At 68.3% G+C, this 18,354-nt stretch carries 12 protein-coding genes; 10 read left to right on the top strand and 2 right to left on the bottom strand.

Going from position 1 to position 18,354, the window contains the following annotated elements:
• Window positions 1-136: 136 nt before the first annotated feature.
• Window positions 137-3,604, bottom strand: coding sequence for a MopE-related protein (locus HUA75_RS08825; protein ID WP_174486111.1), 3,468 nt, complete (start codon window positions 3,602-3,604; stop codon window positions 137-139).
• 342 nt (window positions 3,605-3,946) lie between these two features.
• On the opposite strand from HUA75_RS08825, the gene HUA75_RS08820 reads away from it, so the two are divergent.
• Both HUA75_RS08820 and HUA75_RS08815 read left to right on the top strand, forming a co-directional pair.
• Window positions 3,947-7,090, top strand: a complete 3,144-nt coding sequence (locus HUA75_RS08820; protein ID WP_217445998.1) for a S8 family serine peptidase — start codon at window positions 3,947-3,949, stop codon at window positions 7,088-7,090.
• Window positions 7,091-7,315: 225 nt separating this feature from the next.
• Window positions 7,316-8,470 carry an alkaline phosphatase PhoX gene (locus HUA75_RS08815; protein WP_174486109.1) on the top strand — a complete coding sequence of 385 codons (1,155 nt, stop codon included), beginning with the start codon at window positions 7,316-7,318 and terminating at the stop codon, window positions 8,468-8,470.
• Window positions 8,471-8,529: 59 nt separating this feature from the next.
• On the opposite strand, the gene HUA75_RS08810 is transcribed toward HUA75_RS08815, so the two are convergent.
• Window positions 8,530-9,231 carry a hypothetical protein gene (locus tag HUA75_RS08810; RefSeq protein WP_174455646.1) on the bottom strand — a complete coding sequence of 234 codons (702 nt, stop codon included), beginning with the start codon at window positions 9,229-9,231 and terminating at the stop codon, window positions 8,530-8,532.
• A gap of 437 nt (window positions 9,232-9,668) precedes the next feature.
• On the opposite strand from HUA75_RS08810, the gene HUA75_RS08805 reads away from it, so the two are divergent.
• From HUA75_RS08805 to HUA75_RS08770, 8 genes are all read left to right on the top strand, one after another.
• Window positions 9,669-11,387, top strand: a complete 1,719-nt coding sequence (locus HUA75_RS08805) for a radical SAM protein (protein WP_141644973.1) — start codon at window positions 9,669-9,671, stop codon at window positions 11,385-11,387.
• 80 nt (window positions 11,388-11,467) lie between these two features.
• Window positions 11,468-12,358, top strand: a complete 891-nt coding sequence (gene folD / locus HUA75_RS08800) for a bifunctional methylenetetrahydrofolate dehydrogenase/methenyltetrahydrofolate cyclohydrolase FolD (RefSeq protein ID WP_174486108.1) — start codon at window positions 11,468-11,470, stop codon at window positions 12,356-12,358.
• A gap of 177 nt (window positions 12,359-12,535) precedes the next feature.
• The gene (locus HUA75_RS08795; protein WP_141644971.1) at window positions 12,536-13,051 is read left to right on the top strand and encodes a hypothetical protein; all 516 of its coding nucleotides are present in this window, start codon (window positions 12,536-12,538) and stop codon (window positions 13,049-13,051) included.
• A 202-nt stretch (window positions 13,052-13,253) separates the two neighbouring features.
• Window positions 13,254-13,670, top strand: a complete 417-nt coding sequence (locus tag HUA75_RS08790; RefSeq protein ID WP_174486107.1) for a peptidase inhibitor family I36 protein — start codon at window positions 13,254-13,256, stop codon at window positions 13,668-13,670.
• A gap of 419 nt (window positions 13,671-14,089) precedes the next feature.
• Window positions 14,090-14,932, top strand: a complete 843-nt coding sequence (locus HUA75_RS08785) for an enoyl-CoA hydratase-related protein (protein ID WP_141644969.1) — start codon at window positions 14,090-14,092, stop codon at window positions 14,930-14,932.
• Window positions 14,929-15,615 (top strand): TetR/AcrR family transcriptional regulator, encoded by a 687-nt coding sequence (locus HUA75_RS08780; RefSeq protein WP_174463601.1) that lies wholly within the window; start codon window positions 14,929-14,931, stop codon window positions 15,613-15,615. The genes HUA75_RS08785 and HUA75_RS08780 overlap by 4 nt, the downstream gene beginning before the upstream one ends.
• Window positions 15,612-16,439, top strand: a complete 828-nt coding sequence (locus HUA75_RS08775; protein WP_141644967.1) for an NAD(P)-dependent oxidoreductase — start codon at window positions 15,612-15,614, stop codon at window positions 16,437-16,439. Before HUA75_RS08780 ends, HUA75_RS08775 begins: the two co-directional genes overlap by 4 nt.
• Window positions 16,440-16,488: 49 nt before the next feature.
• The gene (locus HUA75_RS08770; protein ID WP_174486106.1) at window positions 16,489-18,327 is read left to right on the top strand and encodes a long-chain fatty acid--CoA ligase; all 1,839 of its coding nucleotides are present in this window, start codon (window positions 16,489-16,491) and stop codon (window positions 18,325-18,327) included.
• Window positions 18,328-18,354: the final 27 nt, after the last annotated feature.

The following is an 18,354-nucleotide window of genomic DNA, read 5'->3' as shown; positions in this document are numbered from 1 at the left end:
CCAGTCCAGACAGGGCGCGGCACGGGATGAGGTCCACGGGGGTACTGGCAGCAGCCAGGACACCTGGATAACGGTGGGCCCTCGCGCAACGGAGGGCCCACCGTGTCTCAAGAGGAACGGACGTCAGTCCCCTCGACTATCGCGAGCCCAGGGATGGGGGCAACGGCCCGCATTGCTCGCCCGACTCAGCGACTTGCGTCGTGGCGGGGGGTGACGGTAGGGGACCCATGAGGCAGGAGCTGACGCCGCATCCGTCATCAGCCCTGCCGTCGCAGTCGTTATCCACGCAATCGAAGCATTTCTCCGCCACGCCAGGGGACACGGAAGCGGTCGAGTCATCGCAATCCCAGTTGTTCAAGACGTATCCAGCCGGCCTGGTGCAGGCCTTTACCGATGCGCCTCCACTGCCGCCATAGCCGTCACCATCCAGGTCGCGGTACCAGTCCTGACTCACGCCCTCATCCGTGGCGCCGTTGCAGTTGTTGTCAATGGAGTCACACACCTCCGCCACTCCGGGCCGGATGGACGCATTGGCATCGTTGCAGTCGGAGGCGTTCGACACGTACCCGCCTGGACTGGTGCAGGCCTGGCGTAGCTGACTCGTACTGCCGTACCCGTCGGAGTCCCCATCGACGTACCACGTCGACAGCACACCCTCGTCGGTGGCGCCGTTGCAGTTGTTGTCCGCGCCGTCGCAGACCTCGCTAGCTCCGGGATTGACACCGCCGTTGCCGTCATTGCAGTCCGAGGCGTTCGCCACGTAGCCCGACGGCTGTGAGCACTTCTGCGTCGGCAGTCCCGCGTTGCCGTAACCGTCACTATCCGCGTCGCGGTAGAACGTCGACGTCACTCCTTCATCGACGGAGCCATTGCAGTTGTTGTCCAGGCCGTCGCAAGCCTCGTTGGCGCCAGGACGAATACTGGCGCTTGCGTCGTTGCAATCCGTGGCGTTCACGACGTAGCCCGCGGGCGTCGAGCAGGCCTGTGTCGACATCCCCGCGTTGCCGTAACCGTCACCGTCCGCGTCGCGGTAGAACGTCGACCTCACTCCTTCATCGACGGAGCCGTTGCAGTTGTTGTCCAGGCCGTCACAAGCCTCGTTGGCGCCAGGACGGACGCTGGCGCTGGCGTCGTTGCAATCCGTGGCATTCACGACGTAGCCCGCGGGTGCTGAGCAAGCCTGTGTCGGCAGCCCCGCGTTGCCGTAACCGTCACCGTCCGCATCGCGGTAGAAGGTCGAGGTCGTCCCCTCGTCCGTGGCGCCGTTGCAGTTGTTGTCCACGGAGTCACACACCTCCGCCACCCCGGGCCGGATGGAGGCGTTGGCATCGTTGCAATCTCCAGCGGTGGACACGTAGCCACTGGGCTGGCCGCACTTCTGCTGGGAGTTGGACGCGGTTCCGTAGCCATCACCGTCCGCGTCGCGGTACCAGGCCTGGGTGGTCAGGCCCTCGTCCACCGAGCCGCTGCAGTTGTTGTCCACCGAGTCGCAGACCTCCGTCGCGCCCGGCTTGATGCTCGCATTGGCGTCGTTGCAGTCACCCGCCGTGGACACGTAGCCGTTGGGCCGCGCGCAGGCATGGGTCGACTGCGTCGCGTCACCGTGCCCGTCGCCATCGGCGTCGCGGTACCACGCCCCCACCAGCCCTTCATCCACCTGGCTGTCGCAGTCGTTGTCCAGGGAGTCGCACACCTCCGTGGCGCCCGGGTAGCGGCTCGGTTGGCTGTCGTCGCAGTCGTCCCCGAGCGAGGCATGGCCCGAAGGCCGGGCACAGGCCCGCACCGACTGGGACGCCAGGCCATGGTTGTCGCTGTCCTGGTCCAGGTACCAGGTCTGGAAGTCCAGCTCCTCGTCCGACACGCCGTCGCAGTCGTTGTCCTTGCCGTCGCAGGTCTCCGACGAGGCCGCATGCTTCTGCACACAGTCGATGGCGCCGTGGGTGCAATACGTCACACCCTCGCTACAGACGCCCAGGGCACCCGTCGTACACGCCACGAGTCCTCCGGGATTGCCCTCGTCGGCCTCGCCATCACAGTCATTGTCCAGGCTGTCGCATGCCTCGCTCGAAGCAGCCTGGGTCTGGGCACAAACGATGCTGCCTCCGGTGCAGGCCGTGGTTCCAGCAGCACAGACGCCGAGCTTGCCGGTGGAACAGCCCGCTCCGCCGCTCGGATTGCCCTCGTCGGTCGCGCCATCGCAACTGTCATCCACGCCGTTGCACTGCTCCGGAGCCCCCGGATAGGTGGTCGGCATGAAGTCGTCGCAGTCGACTTCCTCCACGAAGCCGGGCGACGGCGCACACGCGGACTCGGTCATGTACTCGTCCCCAAAGCCATCCATGTCCCCGTCGAAGTAGAAGGTATTGATGAGCAGGGTGGACACGGGCGCCGTCGTCGGCGAAGTCGACGTGCTCGAGCTGATGCCGAGCTGCCCCTGGCCGTGGTTGCCCCAGGCCCACACCGGACACCCCGGTCGCACGGCCAGCGAATGCTGGGCACCGGCGGAGATGAACGTCGCGTCCGAGAGGCCTGTCACGTCCACCGGAGCGGCGCTGTTCACCGTGCTGCTGTTGCCGAGCTGACCGGAGGCATTGAAGCCCCAGGACTTCACGAAGCCATTGCCCATGATGACCAGGGACATGTTGTGGCCCGCGGCGATGGCCGTGGCCGCGAACACGCCTCCCACCGCGACGGGCGCCAGCACGGGCGTGGAGGAGACACTGCCGGTGCCCACCTGTCCGAAGGTGTTCTGACCCCAGGCCCACACATTGCCGAACTGCTCGTCGATGATGAGCGAGTGACCCGCACCGGCCGCAATCGCCTTGGCGCGGGGCAGCCCCGCCACCTGGATGGGCCGCAGCACGGGCGTGGAGGAGACGCTCCCGGTGCCCACTTGTCCCATCGTGTTGAAGCCCCAGGCCCAGACCCTGCCATCCGCGTCCAGGGCCAGCGCGTGGTTCACGCCGGCCGCGATGGCCCGGAGGGTGGGCAGCCAGGGGATGACCCCGGGCGTGGGCACCGCGGCGCTGGTGCTCCCGGTGCCCACCTGCCCCGACGTGTTCTGTCCCCAGGCCCAAATCTGCCCATCCGTGGACAGCGCCAGGGAGAAGCTCCCGTTGGCCGCGATGGCCTGGATGGCGGGGAGCGTCGTCACCTGGGTGGGCACCAGCACCGTGCCTCCCGCGGCGCCGAGCCCCACCTGACCCGAGGCATTCTGCCCCCAGGCCCACACCCGGCCGCTCACATCCAGCGCGAGCGAGTGGGCCGTCCCCGCCGCGAGGGCCTTGATGGCGGGAAGCCCATGGATTCTCGCGGGCTGGGGCTGGGGCGTGCCGCTGACACTGCCAGAGCCCAACTGTCCGAAGGTGTTCTGCCCCCAGGCCCAGACCTCACCGTCCTTCTTCAGGAACAGGGAGTGGTAGGCGCCCGCGGCCACCACCTGCGGCACGCGCACCGAGGAGAGTCCTTGCGGCTTCGTGGCGAGGGGGTCCTCGGACACGTCGGAGACGGGCTCTGACTCATTCCCACAACTCAAGGACACGAGGAGGACGAGGGCCGCGCACAGCACGCGGCCCCATGGCACGTCATAACAGGGTCTTCTCAAGGCACGACTCCTGATGGCCATCCCTGTCCCGGCCTCCCTCGGGACATGGATGTCGTGGCTTGGCGCGGCGCCCTTCACGAGTGTCGGCTGGAGGTGGACCCGCCCTCCAGGTGTCTGAGCGACCCCGGATGTTGAAACCCGTGTGGAGCATGGCGCGAGAGGCAGAGCCTTCGTCGCTCGAGCCGGGTTTCCTGGGACATTTGGAACGCCATGTCCTGGGCCCGTCGCGGTTGGAAATTCATCAACCAACTCGCCGCCATCGACCGTAACGGCTCTCGGACGCCGCACGCTCTTCCACCCGTTGCCTCACCACCTCCACCGCCGTCCTCCCAGGAAACATCTGTGCCCTCATCCCGACTCTTGCGCTGCCTTCAAGCCTGTCTATTCCTGGCCCTCGGGGCCCATTGCGGCGAACCGCCCGCGTCCCCGACAGAGGCCTCCCCTCCGCCCGCGTCCCTTTCGAAGCTGGAGGAGGAGCCCACCACCCGCCCCCGCTTCGTCCCGGGCCGCGTCCTCGTGAAGTTCCGGCCAGCCCCCCAGGGCAAGGCCTCTTCCGTCAGCGCGCCCATGACGCTCCATGGCCTGACGTTCCAGCAGGCGGACGTCCTTTCCGGGGGCACGGAGCTCTGGACGCTCGCGTCCAACGAAGCGCTGACGAACAAGTCCGTGGCCGAGCAGGAGTCCCTCACCACGGCCGCCGTGGAGGAGCTCCGCCTGCGCTCCGACGTGGAATACGCGCACGTGGACCCCTACATGGACTACCTGTCCGAGCCCGTTGACCCGTACTACGGGCTGCAATGGCACTACCCCGCCATTCACCTGCCAGAGGCCTGGCAGACCGTCACCGGCAACGTGAAGATCGCCGTCCTGGACTCCGGGCGGCTCGCGCACCCGGACCTCGATGATCGCTGGGGGCCAGGCCACGACTTCGGCTACGAGCAGCCAAATGTCTCCGACCCGGACCCGACCTCCGACGGCCGATGGCACCACGGCCTGGCGGTGGCCGGAATTCTGGGCGCGAAGTGGGACAACTACGGCGTCGCGGGAGTCTGCAGGGATTGCCCTCTCATGCCCGTGAAGATCTCCTCGACCGCCGACCGCCCCATCATGAGTAACGTGACCAAGGCCATCAACTGGGCCGTCCTGAACGGGGCCAAGGTCATCAACATGAGCTTCGGCACCCTGGAGCCCACTGAAGAGCGCTGCGTCGACTTTCCGTTGTTGCAGCAAGCCGTCACCAATGCCATCCAGGCCGGCGTGGTGGTGGTCGCCGCGGCGGGCAATGACAATCGCGACCCCAGCGTGGTGATACCCGCGTCCTGTCAGGGGGTCATCACCGTGGCCGCGACCATGCCGAACGGGCACCTGGCCCCCTACAGCAACAGGGGCCCCCGAGTGACCATCACCGCGCCCGGCGGAGGCCCGGATGTCTATGGCAATGGGCTGCTCTGCGACGACCCCACTCCGATGGGGCCCTATAATGGGCTGGGTGGAAGCGTGACCGCCTGGGCCGTGTCCAAGCCCGGCCCCACGGTGTTCGGGGCGGACTTCTGCCACCGCTACATCTCCGGCACGTCCTTCGCCGCGCCCCACGTCGCGGGGGTCGCCGCGCTCATCATGACCCAGCGCCCCCACTGGACCGTCGCCCAGGTGACCCAGCGGCTCCTCCAGTCCGTGAATGCCGTCCCCGGATGCCCGGCGAACACGTGCGGCGCCGGCATGCTGGATGCCTCCAAGGCGGTCATCACGCCCCTCCTGATTTCCTCCCCCACGTGTGAGTCGATTCCCGGCACGGCGACGAACACGAGCACCTTCTCCTGCACCGTCCCCTGGCCCTTTGGAGGAGTCACGCCCTACACCCAGTCCTGGTCCAGCATCGCCAACCTCACCATCGAGAACTCCACCTCCATCTCGGTGGCGGGCACGTGCACGCCGGGCACTGACGCGACGGTGAGATTCACCGTCAGCGACAGTGAGGCAACCACCCTCTCACGAGATGTCAGCTTCCGGTGCGCCACGCCCGCCCTGGACGCGAGGATTGTGTTCCAGCGGGTCGACTCCAACATGCAGGCTGACCGCATCTACAACATCACCGTGATGATGCAGAACACGGGGACCGAACCCTGGACCGCCGCGACAGGATTCAGGCTCCAGGCCGTCGAGCCCGTCAACAACACGTCGTTCTGGGGACTGGACCGCGTCCAGTTGGAGCCCGGTGAGGTCATCAGGCGCTTCGAGACCAAGACCTTCCTGTTCGCCATCAGGACGCCGTACGAGTTGGGCACCTATCCCTTCCAGTGGCGGATGATGAAGGAGGGACATGGCCTGTTCGGTGCGCCCTCGTTCTTGACTCAAATCAACGTCACGGTGCCGTTCCGGGACTCGGCCTTCGTCCGTCAGTCCGTGCCCACCTCGGTGGTGGCGGGGAGCACCTTCCACGCCACCTTCACGATGAAGAACACGGGCAGCGACATCTGGACCATGGCCACGTTCTATCGGCTGGGCTCCCAGCCGGCGACGAGCAGCGTGTGGGGACACCAGCGCATCTACCTCAACCCGACGGACTCGGCGGCTCGCGGTCAGGATCTGACCTTCTCCACGATGCTCACCGCGCCCACCACGCCCGGTCCCTACACGATGTACTGGCGGATGGTTCAGGATGGGTTCGACACCCCGGTCTACTTCGGCGCATTCACCGAACCCATCACCATCAACGTCACGCTGCCGCCGCGGGACGCGGTCGTCGTCAGCCAGTCCGGCCCCACCACCGTGATGGCGGGCACCTCCTTCGTCTACGACGTCACGTTGCGCAACACGGGCACCCTGCCCTGGCGCGCCGACACCGGCTTCTCCCTCCGCAACCTGTTCCCTGAATGGAGCAACTCCAACGGAGCCCTGGCCCCCGGCGAAGAGGTGGCGCCCGGCGCGGAGAAGACCTTCCACGTCACCGTCAACGCGCCCACGCAGGTCCGCTCCTACGCGCTGCGGTGGCAGATGTGGCAGACCCAGGCCGGAGGCTTCGGGCAGTCCTCGCCGCTGACCTTCATCCAGGTCATTCCTCGCACCGACGCGACGTTCGTCGGGCAGACGGTCCCCGCTCGCGTGGAGCCTGGGCAGAGCTTCCCCGTCACCGTCACGATGAAGAACTCGGGCGACACGACCTGGGGTGACAGCGCCATCGTCCACCTGGCCCCGCTCCCCAATCTCCAGGGCAACAACTGGGGGCACGTGTCCGTCACCCTGGAGCCGGGGGACCGCGTCAAACCCGGCGACGAGCGGACCTTCAGCTTCACGGCCACCGCGCCCACCACGACCCAGGGCCCTCACGCCTTCCAGTGGCGGATGCGCATGCAGACCGCACCGGGGACCTTCAGTCACATGGGTGAGTCCTCGGCCCTGGTGAACATCCTCGTGGCGGACCGCTGCTACTGCCCGCCCGGTGATGTCTGCCAGGACGTCAACTGCACGCCGCCGGTGAAGATGTAGCCCCGAGCGTTCAAGCGAAGCCCGAAGAACCCCGCCGCGCGCGCCCTTTCACACAGGGACGCGCGCGGCGCGGCGCGAGAGGCACTCCGCTCAGGGGGCTCTCCCGGAGCCACGCGGTCGGAGTCGGGCGTCGTGAGGTGGACAGGACCACGCCCTCGGGGCGCGATGGGCGCCGTGCCTCGCACGCACCAGTCTCCTGGGCCTGTCCACGAATGGAGCAGGCCCATGCAGCGCAGGAATTTCCTTCGACTCACCGCGATGAGCAGCGGACTGCTCGTCCTCGGGCCCGGCTTCTGGCGTGCGGCCTATGCGGCCCCCTCGCGGCCCGGCCCCGGTCCCTATGGCGCCCTCTCCGAGACACCAGATGCACAGGGCCTGCGACTTCCCGCGGGCTTCACGTCTCGCATCGTCGCTCGCACGAACGAGGTCGTCCCTGGCACGGACTACACCTGGCATGGCAGCCCCGATGGTGGCACCTGCTTTCCCACCGGTGACGGGGGCTGGGTCTACACCTCCAACAGCGAATTGCCCCTGCTCGGCGGTGCCTCCGCGCTCCGCTTCGACGGCGGCGGTGGCGTGGTGGGCGCGTACCGCATCCTCGGTGGGACGATCGCCAACTGCGCGGGAGGGCCAACGCCTTGGAGCACGTGGCTGTCCTGTGAGGAATGGGATGGCGGACACGTGTGGGAATGCGACCCGCTGAATCCCTCGCAGGGCCAGCGTCGCGCCGCGCTGGGCACCTTCGCGCATGAGGCCGTGGCGGTGGACCCCGTGGGACGCCGGCTGTACCTGACGGAGGACCGCCCCCATGGGCGCTTCTACCGCTTCACGCCGTCCCAGTGGCCGTCGCTCGCGGCGGGCACGCTCGAGGCCGCGCGGTTGTCCGGCAACGCGCTGGAAGGCACCGCGTCCTTCAGTTGGACGAAGGTCTCCGCGTCGAGCCCCGCGTGGCTCCAGACCGCGCGGTTCTGGACCACCGCGTTCGATGGCGGCGAGGGCTGCTGGTACGACAGCGGCACCGTCTACTTTACCACCAAGGGCGACAACCGCGTATGGGCCCACACGCCCTCCACCGGACAGGTGGAGATCCTCTACGACGACAACCTCTTCCCGGACTCACCCCTGCACGGCGTGGACAACGTCACCGTGTCTCGCTCGGGGGACCTCTACGTGGCCGAGGACGGGGATGACCTCCAGCTCTGCCTCATCACCCCTCAGCCGGAGCGCGTGGTCTCGCCCTTTCTCCAGCTCGAAGGCCATGGAGGCTCGGAGCTCACCGGTCCCGCGTTCAGTCCGGATGGGCACCGGCTGTACTTCAGCTCGCAGCGCGGCACGAACGGCCAGGGCGTCACCTTCGAGGTGCGTGGGCCCTTCCGCTGAAGACACACCCGCGCGGCGCGGTCATTCCTCGCCGCGCGGGGCCGTCACGACGGGGTTCGTCAGGGCGAGTAGTAGAACGCCGAGCCCCAGAAGAAGCCCGACTTCCCACTGGGAGGCGTGCCGAGGTAGCAGTTGGCGCCGTCGAACCAGCCCGCCTCACACACGTTGTTCGGGCCGCGCGTCATGTAATAGTTGTTGGCGTGCATGAAGGGCGAGCCGTCACCCGCCGGCATCGAAGCCACGTAGCAGTTGGCGCCATCGAAGGTCGCGTCGACAGTGGTCCCGTTCCAGACAACGTCGCCCGGGCACGCGTCCCCGGCCACGAACACCACGAAGCTGGACGAGCAGACCGTCTGGCCCGCGGTGTTGGCGACATTCATGGTGACGGTCGACCAGCGGCCCGGGAGCGCCCCGGGGGCCATGATGAAGCTCATATACATCGTCGTCGAGGAGCCGATGAAGCCCTTCGTGCCATTGCTCCAGCTCACGCCAGGCACCGCGCTGAACGCCATGTTGATGAGTCCCGCGCTCCCCGAGAAGGACGCGGTGATGATGTACGTCCCGTAGGCCAGCCCCGAGACATTGATGGTGTCGGAGTACGCCGCGCCAGGGGTGACGGTGGTGTTGGTCGGCCAGCTCGTACACTGGGCGTCCGCGCGACCGGGGGTAGCTACGACGAGCGCCATGGCCACGGCGGCCCCGAACAGCCAACCGCGAGACACACCACTGCGCGAGAGCAACGCTGAGGATGCAACGGACATACGGCCTCCTGGTGAAGTGAGACCCGCACTCTGCTGTGATTGAGCCGCCAAAGACAAGCCTGAATACAAATCATTCACGATGAGCCATCCAGGCCCTGTGACATGCCATGCTACAAGTCTGGCGTCGGCGTCGGGAATGAACAACAAAGACACTGTCTCTGTAGCACCCGACGCTACAACCAAGACATGTCCGTCAGACGGCGTGCGTCCCAGGCTCGCGAGAAGGTGTCGACGACACGGAGCTGACACACGCAAGCCCCGGCCGCCGCGAGAGACCGTCCTCGAGACTTCCCGGGAGGAGGTAGGGCCGGGCCTTCACGTACGGGCGGCCCCCGCGACGCTCGGACGCCCGCTCGGCGGGTGCCCACCATTCCCGAGCCGACGGCGGCCTGGATCGTCTACTCTGCCCCTTCCTCGGAAAGGTCGGTGCTTGTCGCATGGGTGGTGGTCGTGAGCTCTCGCCAGTTCTCCTCGTGGGCGCCGGAACCGGCGAAGCCACGTGCGGCATCCTCTACCTGGCAAGCTACCTGCGACGCGGCGGCATCGAGGCCTTCGTGCGGCTGTACGACGGCGATGAGACGGACGCGGAGGTGGTGGCCTCGTTCGAGCGCCTCGTCGCCCGGGTCCGCCCACGACTGGTCGGCATCAGCCTCAAGTGGTTCCACCACGTGGACCGCGCGCTGCTCATCGCCCGGACGCTCCGGAAGATAGACCCCGGGATTCGCATCGTCGTGGGCGGCAACTCCGCGTCGTACTGGTGGAGGGAGCTGCACGCGTTCGACTTCATCGACCATGTCGTCCTGGGCGATGGCGAGGTGCCGCTGCTGGCCATCTGCCAGGGCGAGCCCTCCCCGCCCAACTGCGTGACGCGCTCCCCCTCGGGAACGTCTCGCAGACTGCCCCTGTCGTACATCCAGGGGGCCACCAACACCGAGGACATCTACTACTCGCACTTCAACGAGCTCTTCCTGAGCCAGTTGGACCGCAACTCGTTCTCCGGTTGGGTCGCGCCGGGCAAGGGCTGCGGAGAGAACTGCCTCTACTGCGGCGGGGCCCGAGGCAACCAGAAGGCGGCCTTCGGGCGCGCGAAGCCGTTCCTGCGCTCCGAGCAGAGCGTGCGTCGGGACCACCAGGAGATCGCCCCCCAGACGTGGCAGATGCGCTACGACTTCGCGGGCAGCACCGCGGAGTTCCTGGGGAGCACCTGGGCGGGCGTGGACCTCTCCAAGCACTGCTGCACGTACTTCCTGTGGGGCGTGCCTCGCCTGGAGCTCGTCGCCGAGCTGGCCCGGACCTTCAAGCGCGTCTACATGGTCATCGACATCGGCTGCTTCTCCGAACAACAGCGCCTGGAGCAGATGGGCAAGGGCCTGCTCAAGCCGTGCGCGAAGGACCGGGAGCTGCTCGACGTCATCGACGCCTGTCACCGCCATCCGAACCTGGACATGGAGATCTCCGGCATCGGAGGCCTGCCCTTCACCAGCAAGGCCGCGCTGGCGGAGGAGCTGCGACTGGTGGAGCGCGTCATCAGCCTCGACTGCGTGGTGGGCTATCAACGGCTCGAGGCGCAGCCCGGCGCCCTGGTCACCGAACATCCCGCGCGCTTCGACATGGTGACCGAAGCGAAGACGTTCACGGAGTTCCTCGACTACTTCGAGCAGCGCGAGCCCGGCGACGTGTCCGTGCCGATGATTCGCTTCCGGGACGCGGAGCTGGAGGCCGCCGTGCAGCGCAACTCCGACCAGGTGGACGCGCTCGCCTGGAAACACCGCGACACGCGGCGCAGCGTCGCCGTCAATGGACGGACGCGGCTGCTGAACACCTCGCCTTCGACTCAGCGATTCACGCTGGGGGACTGGCTGGGACACCACCGTGCTCCCGCCAAGGTGGCCCAGGAGCCCGTGACGGTCCTCCGCTCGGTCGACGGCATCACCCTGACGTGCGCGCCGACGGTGAGCCCTCGCAAGTTCTCCGACCCGACACTCGTCCAGGGACAGGACGGGGCCATCCTGCTCGCCGCCCTGGCCGCCTTCGAGCAGCCCGCGACGGTCTCCAGCGCCGTGACACAACTGGGGACGAAGGCGCGGCTGGACCCGCACTCCGCGCGCGAAGTGATTGACCACCTGGTGGACGGCCGCTTCCTCCAGCCGGCGTAGCCGCGACGGGTCAACATCCGAGCCGCCCACGCCCCAGAAAGGGCGCGTCGACGCCAGGAATCTGGCGTATGGAGCCACCCATGGCGCGGAACATCGATGGAACCGAGATCAGCCGGGTGATGCGGGCCGAGATGGCCCAGCAAGTCGCGGAGCTCCAGGCCGCGGGAGTCACCCCTGGCCTCTCCGTGGTGCTGGTGGGCAACAACCCCGCGAGCCAGGCCTATGTCGCGAGCAAGACGCGCGCCTGTGAGACGCTCGGGATGAAGGGCCAGACGCTGAACCTGCCCGAGGACGTCTCCAAGGAAGAGCTGTTCGCGGTCATCGACCGGCTGAACTCGGACGCGACGGTCCACGGCATCCTCGTCCAGCTCCCCCTCCCCGCGCACCTCCCCTACAAGGCCGTCCTGGAGCACATCCACCCGGACAAGGACGTGGATGGCTTCCATCCCCAGAACGCCGGGCTGGCCTTCGTGGGCGACCCGCGCGCCTTCATCCCCTGCACCCCCGCGGGCATCCTGGAGATGCTGCGTCGCGAGAACATCCCGACCCGGGGCAAGCACGTGGTCATCGTGGGACGCAGCCTCATCGTCAGCAAGCCGCTGGCCTCGCTCCTGATGGCCCCCGGCCCGGACGCCACCGTCACCATCACCCACCGGCACACCCCCGACCTCGCCGCGTTCACCCGGCAGGCCGACATCCTCATCGTCGCGGTGGGCAAGCAGAACCTCATCACCGCGGACATGGTGAAGCCCGGCGTGGTGGTCATCGACGTGGGGCAGAACCGCGTCCCCGATGCCAGCTCGGCGCGAGGCTTCAAGATGGTCGGCGACGTGGACTTCGACACCGTCAGCCAGGTCGCCGAGGCCATCACCCCCGTGCCGGGGGGCGTCGGCCCGATGACCATCACCATGCTGCTCGCGAACACCCTCCAGGCCGCGCGGGCCCGCGTGACGCGAAGCCAGCCGTCGTAGGGCGGGAGTCCGCGACCGGGAGCCAGCAGGAGACACGGGGGCGCGCCACGTCCTCGGAGGCCACGGAAGAAACCCGGTCTCCGGGTGAATATCCGCCCGCGCATTTCGTCGGGAAGCGCACAAAAGCTCGCTCCCTGGCACGCCGGGCCGGCCTGTGCCTCCTCGTGAAACTCCCCCATGAAGAACCCTGTCCTCGCCGCTGTCGGGCTGTGCCTCTGGCTTGTCACTCCTGGCACCGTCCTCGCCGCACCCCGCGCCTTCGACTTCTCCTCCCGTGGACGTTCCACCCGAGTGACGGAGTCCCGGCCCTTCTTCGGGCAGCGCCTCATGGCGGAGGGCAACCGCCTGCGCGCCCTCTCCGTCGATGGACACACGTCGAGCAGCGATGTGATTCCCACGCATGTCTGGCTGGTGCCCTTGATTCTCACCGGCGCGGGGCTCGCCGCCGGCATCGCTGTCTGCGCCGCACACGACGCGGGCGGTGAGGGCTGTGGGACCAGCCTGCTGACGGGCATCATGTTGGGGCTGTCGCTCGGAGCGGGCTATCTCAGACTCGTCACCGGGTCCGACTGGGATTGGGAGGACGACGAAGCCGCCGCCACCCGCACCCGGCTCAGCCTCCCCATGAAGCTCACGCCTTCGCTGGGCGTCGTCAATGACCGGGCGGTGCTCGGCCTGGGGGGACACTTCTGACGCGCTCGCGCGGCGCCTTCTCCCGAGCGTCCAATCAAAGACACTCATTCCAGGCGCACGGAACTTCTCCCGACATGTGAACGCAAACAGTCCGCCAGCGGATGGACCGCCTCTGGGGAATCCGTCTCCAGGGCACCTCTCCCGTCGCAATGCCACCATTCCCACGCCACATGCGCCCGGGACGGGCAGAGGAGACAATCCCATGCAATCGCACACGTTCGGCCGGAATCCCCGTCGTTTCATCCGCTCAGGTCTGCTGGGCCTGGGCTCCTTCCTGTTGCTCGGGCTCGCGGCGGCGACGGTGCTGCTGACCCCCTCCGAGGCCTCGGCCGAGGACACCGCCGCGTGTCCCTGGTCGGGTGTCCTCTGCCTGTTCGACGGGCCTGACTTCACCGGCGCCGTCTGGAATGTCATGGCCTGGCCGCCGGGTGGGGCGGGGACGTGCGTGGGCCTGCCCGAGCACGGCTGGGAGGACCGGGCCGTCTCCGCCATCAACACGAACGACGAGGCCGCGGCGCTGTTCCCCCACGAGAACTGCGAGGGCTATCCCCAGATGATTGAACCGGGCGCGCAGGTCAGCCCGCTCGACTTCGCGCCCAAGAGCGTCTGGGTCTACTGAGTCACCCGGCGCGCCGCGAGCCACGCCCTCGGCTCGCGGCGCGCCCGCCCTTCGTGGGCTCCAGCTTTCCAGTGCCAGTCCTCCCGCGCCAGGTCTCGAAATCGAGCCGGCCGGCCCCACACGCCAGGATGCGAGGGGCGCGCACGGAGCCTTCCGTCACGTCGCGCTCCCGTCCGAACCTCCGGAATAGACAGACACCCCGCGAGGCGCCGTCCTTCGCCGCGAGTCTCCGCGGAGGTGCATCGGCCCCCGCCCGGCTCTAGGCTCGGTCCCACGTGACTCCTCTTCGCACCCCAAGGACAGCCTCCCGGATGACGCAACACGTCGAAAGGCATGCAGGACTTCGCAGGCCTCTTGTTGTTGACACTCCGCCAACAAGTTCCCATCATCACCGTCACAGGAGCAATGAGGCCCCAGCCATGAGCTACCAACACATCCGGTTCTCGGTCGCGGATCGGATCGCCACCCTCGAGCTGAACCGACCCGAAGCGCGCAATGGCTTCACGGTGACCATGGCGGACGAGCTGGCGGACGCGCTGTCCCAGGCGGACGCCAATGAAGCCGTGCGCGTCGTCGTCCTCACGGGGGCCGGCAAGGACTTCTGTGTGGGGGCGGACCTGAGCGGGCTGTCGTTCGAGGTCGCCAACAGCGCCCCTCCAGAGAACGGCTGGGTGGAGCCGGCGACGCGCGTGACGCGCCAGCTGTTCGCGCTGCGAAAGCCGGTCATCGCCGCCGTGCGGGGCGCCGCGGTGGGCGTGGGCTCCACCATGTTGCTGCCGGCGGACTTCCGCCTCGCCTCCAAGGACAGCCGCTTCGGCTTCGTGTTCAGCCGGCGGGGCATCTATCCGGAGGCGGGCTCCAGTTGGTTCCTGCCTCGGCTGGTGGGCATGGGCCGCGCGCTCGACTGGATGGTGAGCGGCCGGCTCATCCCCGCCGAGGAGGCGCTGAGCGCGGGGCTGGTGCGCTCGCTCCATGAGCCCGACGCGGTGCTGGACGCCGCGTACACGCTGGCGCGCGAGCTGGTGGAAACCACCGCGCCCGTGTCCGTGGCCGTCATCCGTCAATCCCTCTACCGGATGAGCGCCCTGCCCTCCCCCGAGCAGGCCTTCGCGCTGGACAGCCAGCTCATCGCGACGCTGGGCCAGAGCCCGGATGCCATGGAGGGCGTCATGGCCTTCCTCCAGAAGCGGCCGCCGTCCTTCGCCCGCACCGTGGAGGAGGACCTGCCCACGTTCCTTCCGTGGCGGGAGCGTGAGTCATGAGCCCCGCGCCCGCGCCTCGCTGGAAGCGACTGGAACCGGACGCGCGCAGGGAGCAGATCCTCGAGTGCGCGATGCGCCTGTTCGGCGAGCGGCCCTACGCGGACGTCTCCACCACGGACATCGCCAAGGAAGCCGGCGTCGCCCGGGGGCTGCTCAACCACTACTTCGGGCAGAAGCGGGACCTCTACCTGAAGGTCGTGAAGAGGATGCTGCTCATGCCCGGCCTCGAAGAGAAAGTCAGCCCGACGGGAACCCTGCGCCAACGCGTGGAGCGCAGCGTCGAGTGGTACCTGGACACGGTGGCGACGCACGGAAAGACGTACGTCGCCGTCACCGGCGCGGGCAGCATCGCGGACCCGGAGGTCGAACGCATCATCTCCGCGGCGGACGACGTGGCCGCGGCGAAGACGCTCGAGTTCCTCGGCATGAAGGTGGAGGTCGGCAGCGACGTCCGGCATCGCGCGATGATGCGCTCCTACGCAGGCATGGTGAAGGCCACCATCCGCGAGTGGATTCGCGGTGGCACCCTTTCTCGCGAAGAGGCGCACCTGCTCCTGAGCGAGTCGCTCATCACCATCGTCCGCGACGTCCTCCCCGAACTCACCTCACCCCCAGGTCGCGCCGAGCGGGGTGACGCTCCCGCCGTCAAGCCGGGAGCCCCGCGCGAAAAGGACGAAGGATGACCCAGAAACCACTCGCGGGACGCACGCTGCTGATGTCCGGAGGAAGCCGTGGAATCGGGCTGGCCATCGGCATCGCCGCGGGCCGGCTGGGCGCCAATGTCGTGCTCCTGGCGAAGACCGACACGCCGGACCCTCGGCTGCCGGGCACCGTGCACACGGCCGCGGACGAAATCCGCGCCGCGGGTGGCCATGCGCTCGCCGTGGTGGGCGACGTGCGTGAAGAGGCCGACGTGCAGCGCGCCGTCGACGAAGCCGTGGCGCGCTTCGGTGGCATCGACTTCTGCGTGAACAACGCGAGCGCGCTCGCGCCGCTGAAGACAGACGAGTTGCCGCTCAAGCGCTTCGACCTGATGCAACAGATTCAGGTCCGGGGCACGTTCCTCCTGACGCGCACCGCGCTGCCGCACCTGCGCCGCTCCCCTCACCCGCACATCCTCTCGCTGTCGCCCCCCGTCAACCTGGCGCCGCACTGGCTGGGCAAGCACCCGGCGTACACCATGGCCAAGTACGGCATGACGCTGCTCACGCTCGGGTGGGCGGCGGAGTTCGCCGAGGCCGGCATCGCCGCCAACGCGCTCTGGCCCCGGACGCTCATCGCCACCGCCGCCGTGAAGAACCTGCTTGGGGGCGACTCGTCCATGCAGCGGGCCCGCGCGCCGGAAATCATGGCGGACGCGGCCGTGGCCATCCTCCAGCGCCGGCCCCGTGACTGCACCGGGCACACGTTCATCGACGAGGACGTCCTGCGCGCCGAAGGCATCACCGACTTCAGCCGCTACGGCGGCGGCCCCGACGTGATGCTGGACCTGTACGTCGACCCTTGAAGTGGAAGCCCGCTGAGAGTCGTTGGCCATCGCAGTGCTGGAGGTGCCCATGGGTACGTCGCTCGCAGACCTGGAGGCGCAGTGCCAATCCCTGGCGAACAAGCTCACCCTGCCGCTGTTGCTCAAGCGCAACGCGGAGGAGTTCGCGGACGCCCCCGCCCTCAGCGCCGGTGATTCCACGCACACGTGGGTCCAGTTGCGTGCGCGCACCGCCGCGCTGTCTCGCGGGCTGGGCGCGCTCGGCCTCCAGCGCGGCGAGCGGATGATGATCATGATGTCGAGCCGGCCCGAGCACTGGCTCATCGACTATGCCGCCGTCCACCTGGGCGCCATCCCCTGTACCGCGTACCAGACGCTGAGCAGCGAGCAGGTAGGCTACGTCGCCCAACACAGCGCGGCCACCGTCGTGGTGCTGGAGGGCGCGGAGGAGGTCGCCCGCTGGCGGCCCATCCTCAAGTCGCTCTTCGCGCTCAAGCGCGTCATCGTCATCGACGCGGCGGCGGTGCCCGCGGGCGACGCCCGCTACGTCTCCTTCGCGCAACTGGAGGCCGACGGAGGACGGCTGCATCAGGAGGACCCCAGGGTCTTCGAGGAGAGCTGGCAGAGCATCCGCCCCGAGGACCCCATCGCGATGATGTACACCTCCGGCACCACCGGAGACCCCAAGGGCGTGGTGCTCAGCCACCGCAACGCCTTCTATGAAGCCGTCGCCGTGGACGTCGTGGTGCCCACGCCGATGCAGGTGCCGTCCATCGCCTACCTGCCGCTGGCGCACATCGCCGAGCGCGAGCTGGGCCTGTACCGCCTGCTCTACAAGGCGATGCACGTACACATCTGCGCGGACCCCGCGGGCGTGGTGCCGCTGATGGCCAAGGTGCGGCCCCCCGCGTTCTTCGGCGTGCCGCGCGTCTGGGAGAAGCTCGCCGGCGGCCTCAAGGCGAAGCTGTCCACGCTGGAGGCGCCCCGACGCGACGCCATCCTCGCCGCGCACGCGACGGCGCTGGAGGCCTTCCGGCTGGAGGGCTCCGGCAAGAGCGTGCCGCCGGAGCTGGCGCAGAAGGTCGCGCTGATGGAAGAGAAGGTCCTCAAGCCCCTGCGCGCGACGCTGGGCCTGGACGCGCTGACGTGGGCGAGCAGCGGCTCGGCGCCCATCCCCGTGGAGGTGCTGGAGTACCTGGGCGGCTTCGGCATCAAGGTGCTGGAGGTCTGGGGCATGAGCGAGACGACGGGCTGCGCCACCATCAACACGCCCTCGGAGTTCCGCGTGGGCGCGGTGGGCCGCCCCATCCCCGGGCTTCAAGTCCGGCTGGCGGCGGACGGGGAAATCTTCGTGCGAGGGCCCGTGCTGTTCCTGGGCTACCTGAGCGCGGACGGGCGGATTGAGAGCCCGGCGGACGCGGACGGCTGGCTCGCCACGGGCGACATCGGCACCGTCGATGACGAGGGCTACCTCACCATCACCGACCGCAAGAAGGAGCTCATCATCACCTCCAGCGGGAAGAACATCGCCCCGTCCCGCATCGAGGGAATGCTGCGCGCCCACCCGCTTGTCGGTCAGGCCATCGCCATTGGCGACGGCTGGCCGTTTGTGACGGCGCTCATCTGCCTGGACGCGGACGTCGCGCCCACGTGGGCCAAGGCGCGGGGCCTGCCGCCCCAGTCGCTCCTGGAGCTCACCCGCGAGCCGGCGGTCCGCTCCGAACTGGAAGCGCTCGTGGCCTCCATCAATGGCCGGCTCTCCCGCGCCGAACAGATCAAGCGCTTCGAGGTCGTCACGGAGGCCTGGGGTCCCGCGACGGGCGAACTCACCCCGACGCTGAAGCTCAAGCGCCGCGTGATTCTCAAGCAGTACGCGGAGCGCATCGCCACGTTCTACGTGAACGCCTGACACACCACCCGCCGCCTCCCTCACGAG

The organism is Myxococcus sp. CA040A (assembly GCF_013336725.1).
Lineage (GTDB): Bacteria > Myxococcota > Myxococcia > Myxococcales > Myxococcaceae > Myxococcus > Myxococcus llanfairpwllgwyngyllgogerychwyrndrobwllllantysiliogogogochensis.
The sequence above is the reverse complement of the archived record's forward strand: the minus strand, read 5'-3'. Positions and strand labels throughout refer to the sequence as shown.

Coding starts and splice junctions, on each gene's coding strand:
- HUA75_RS08770 (WP_174486106.1), top strand. CDS start 16,489: ATGGGTACGTCGCTCGCAGACCTGGAGGCGCAGTGCCAATCCCTGGCG.
- HUA75_RS08790 (WP_174486107.1), top strand. CDS start 13,254: ATGCAATCGCACACGTTCGGCCGGAATCCCCGTCGTTTCATCCGCTCA.
- HUA75_RS08785 (WP_141644969.1), top strand. CDS start 14,090: ATGAGCTACCAACACATCCGGTTCTCGGTCGCGGATCGGATCGCCACC.
- HUA75_RS08810 (WP_174455646.1), bottom strand. CDS start 9,231: ATGTCCGTTGCATCCTCAGCGTTGCTCTCGCGCAGTGGTGTGTCTCGC.
- HUA75_RS08815 (WP_174486109.1), top strand. CDS start 7,316: ATGCAGCGCAGGAATTTCCTTCGACTCACCGCGATGAGCAGCGGACTG.
- HUA75_RS08775 (WP_141644967.1), top strand. CDS start 15,612: ATGACCCAGAAACCACTCGCGGGACGCACGCTGCTGATGTCCGGAGGA.
- HUA75_RS08805 (WP_141644973.1), top strand. CDS start 9,669: ATGGGTGGTGGTCGTGAGCTCTCGCCAGTTCTCCTCGTGGGCGCCGGA.
- HUA75_RS08795 (WP_141644971.1), top strand. CDS start 12,536: ATGAAGAACCCTGTCCTCGCCGCTGTCGGGCTGTGCCTCTGGCTTGTC.
- folD (WP_174486108.1), top strand. CDS start 11,468: ATGGCGCGGAACATCGATGGAACCGAGATCAGCCGGGTGATGCGGGCC.
- HUA75_RS08780 (WP_174463601.1), top strand. CDS start 14,929: ATGAGCCCCGCGCCCGCGCCTCGCTGGAAGCGACTGGAACCGGACGCG.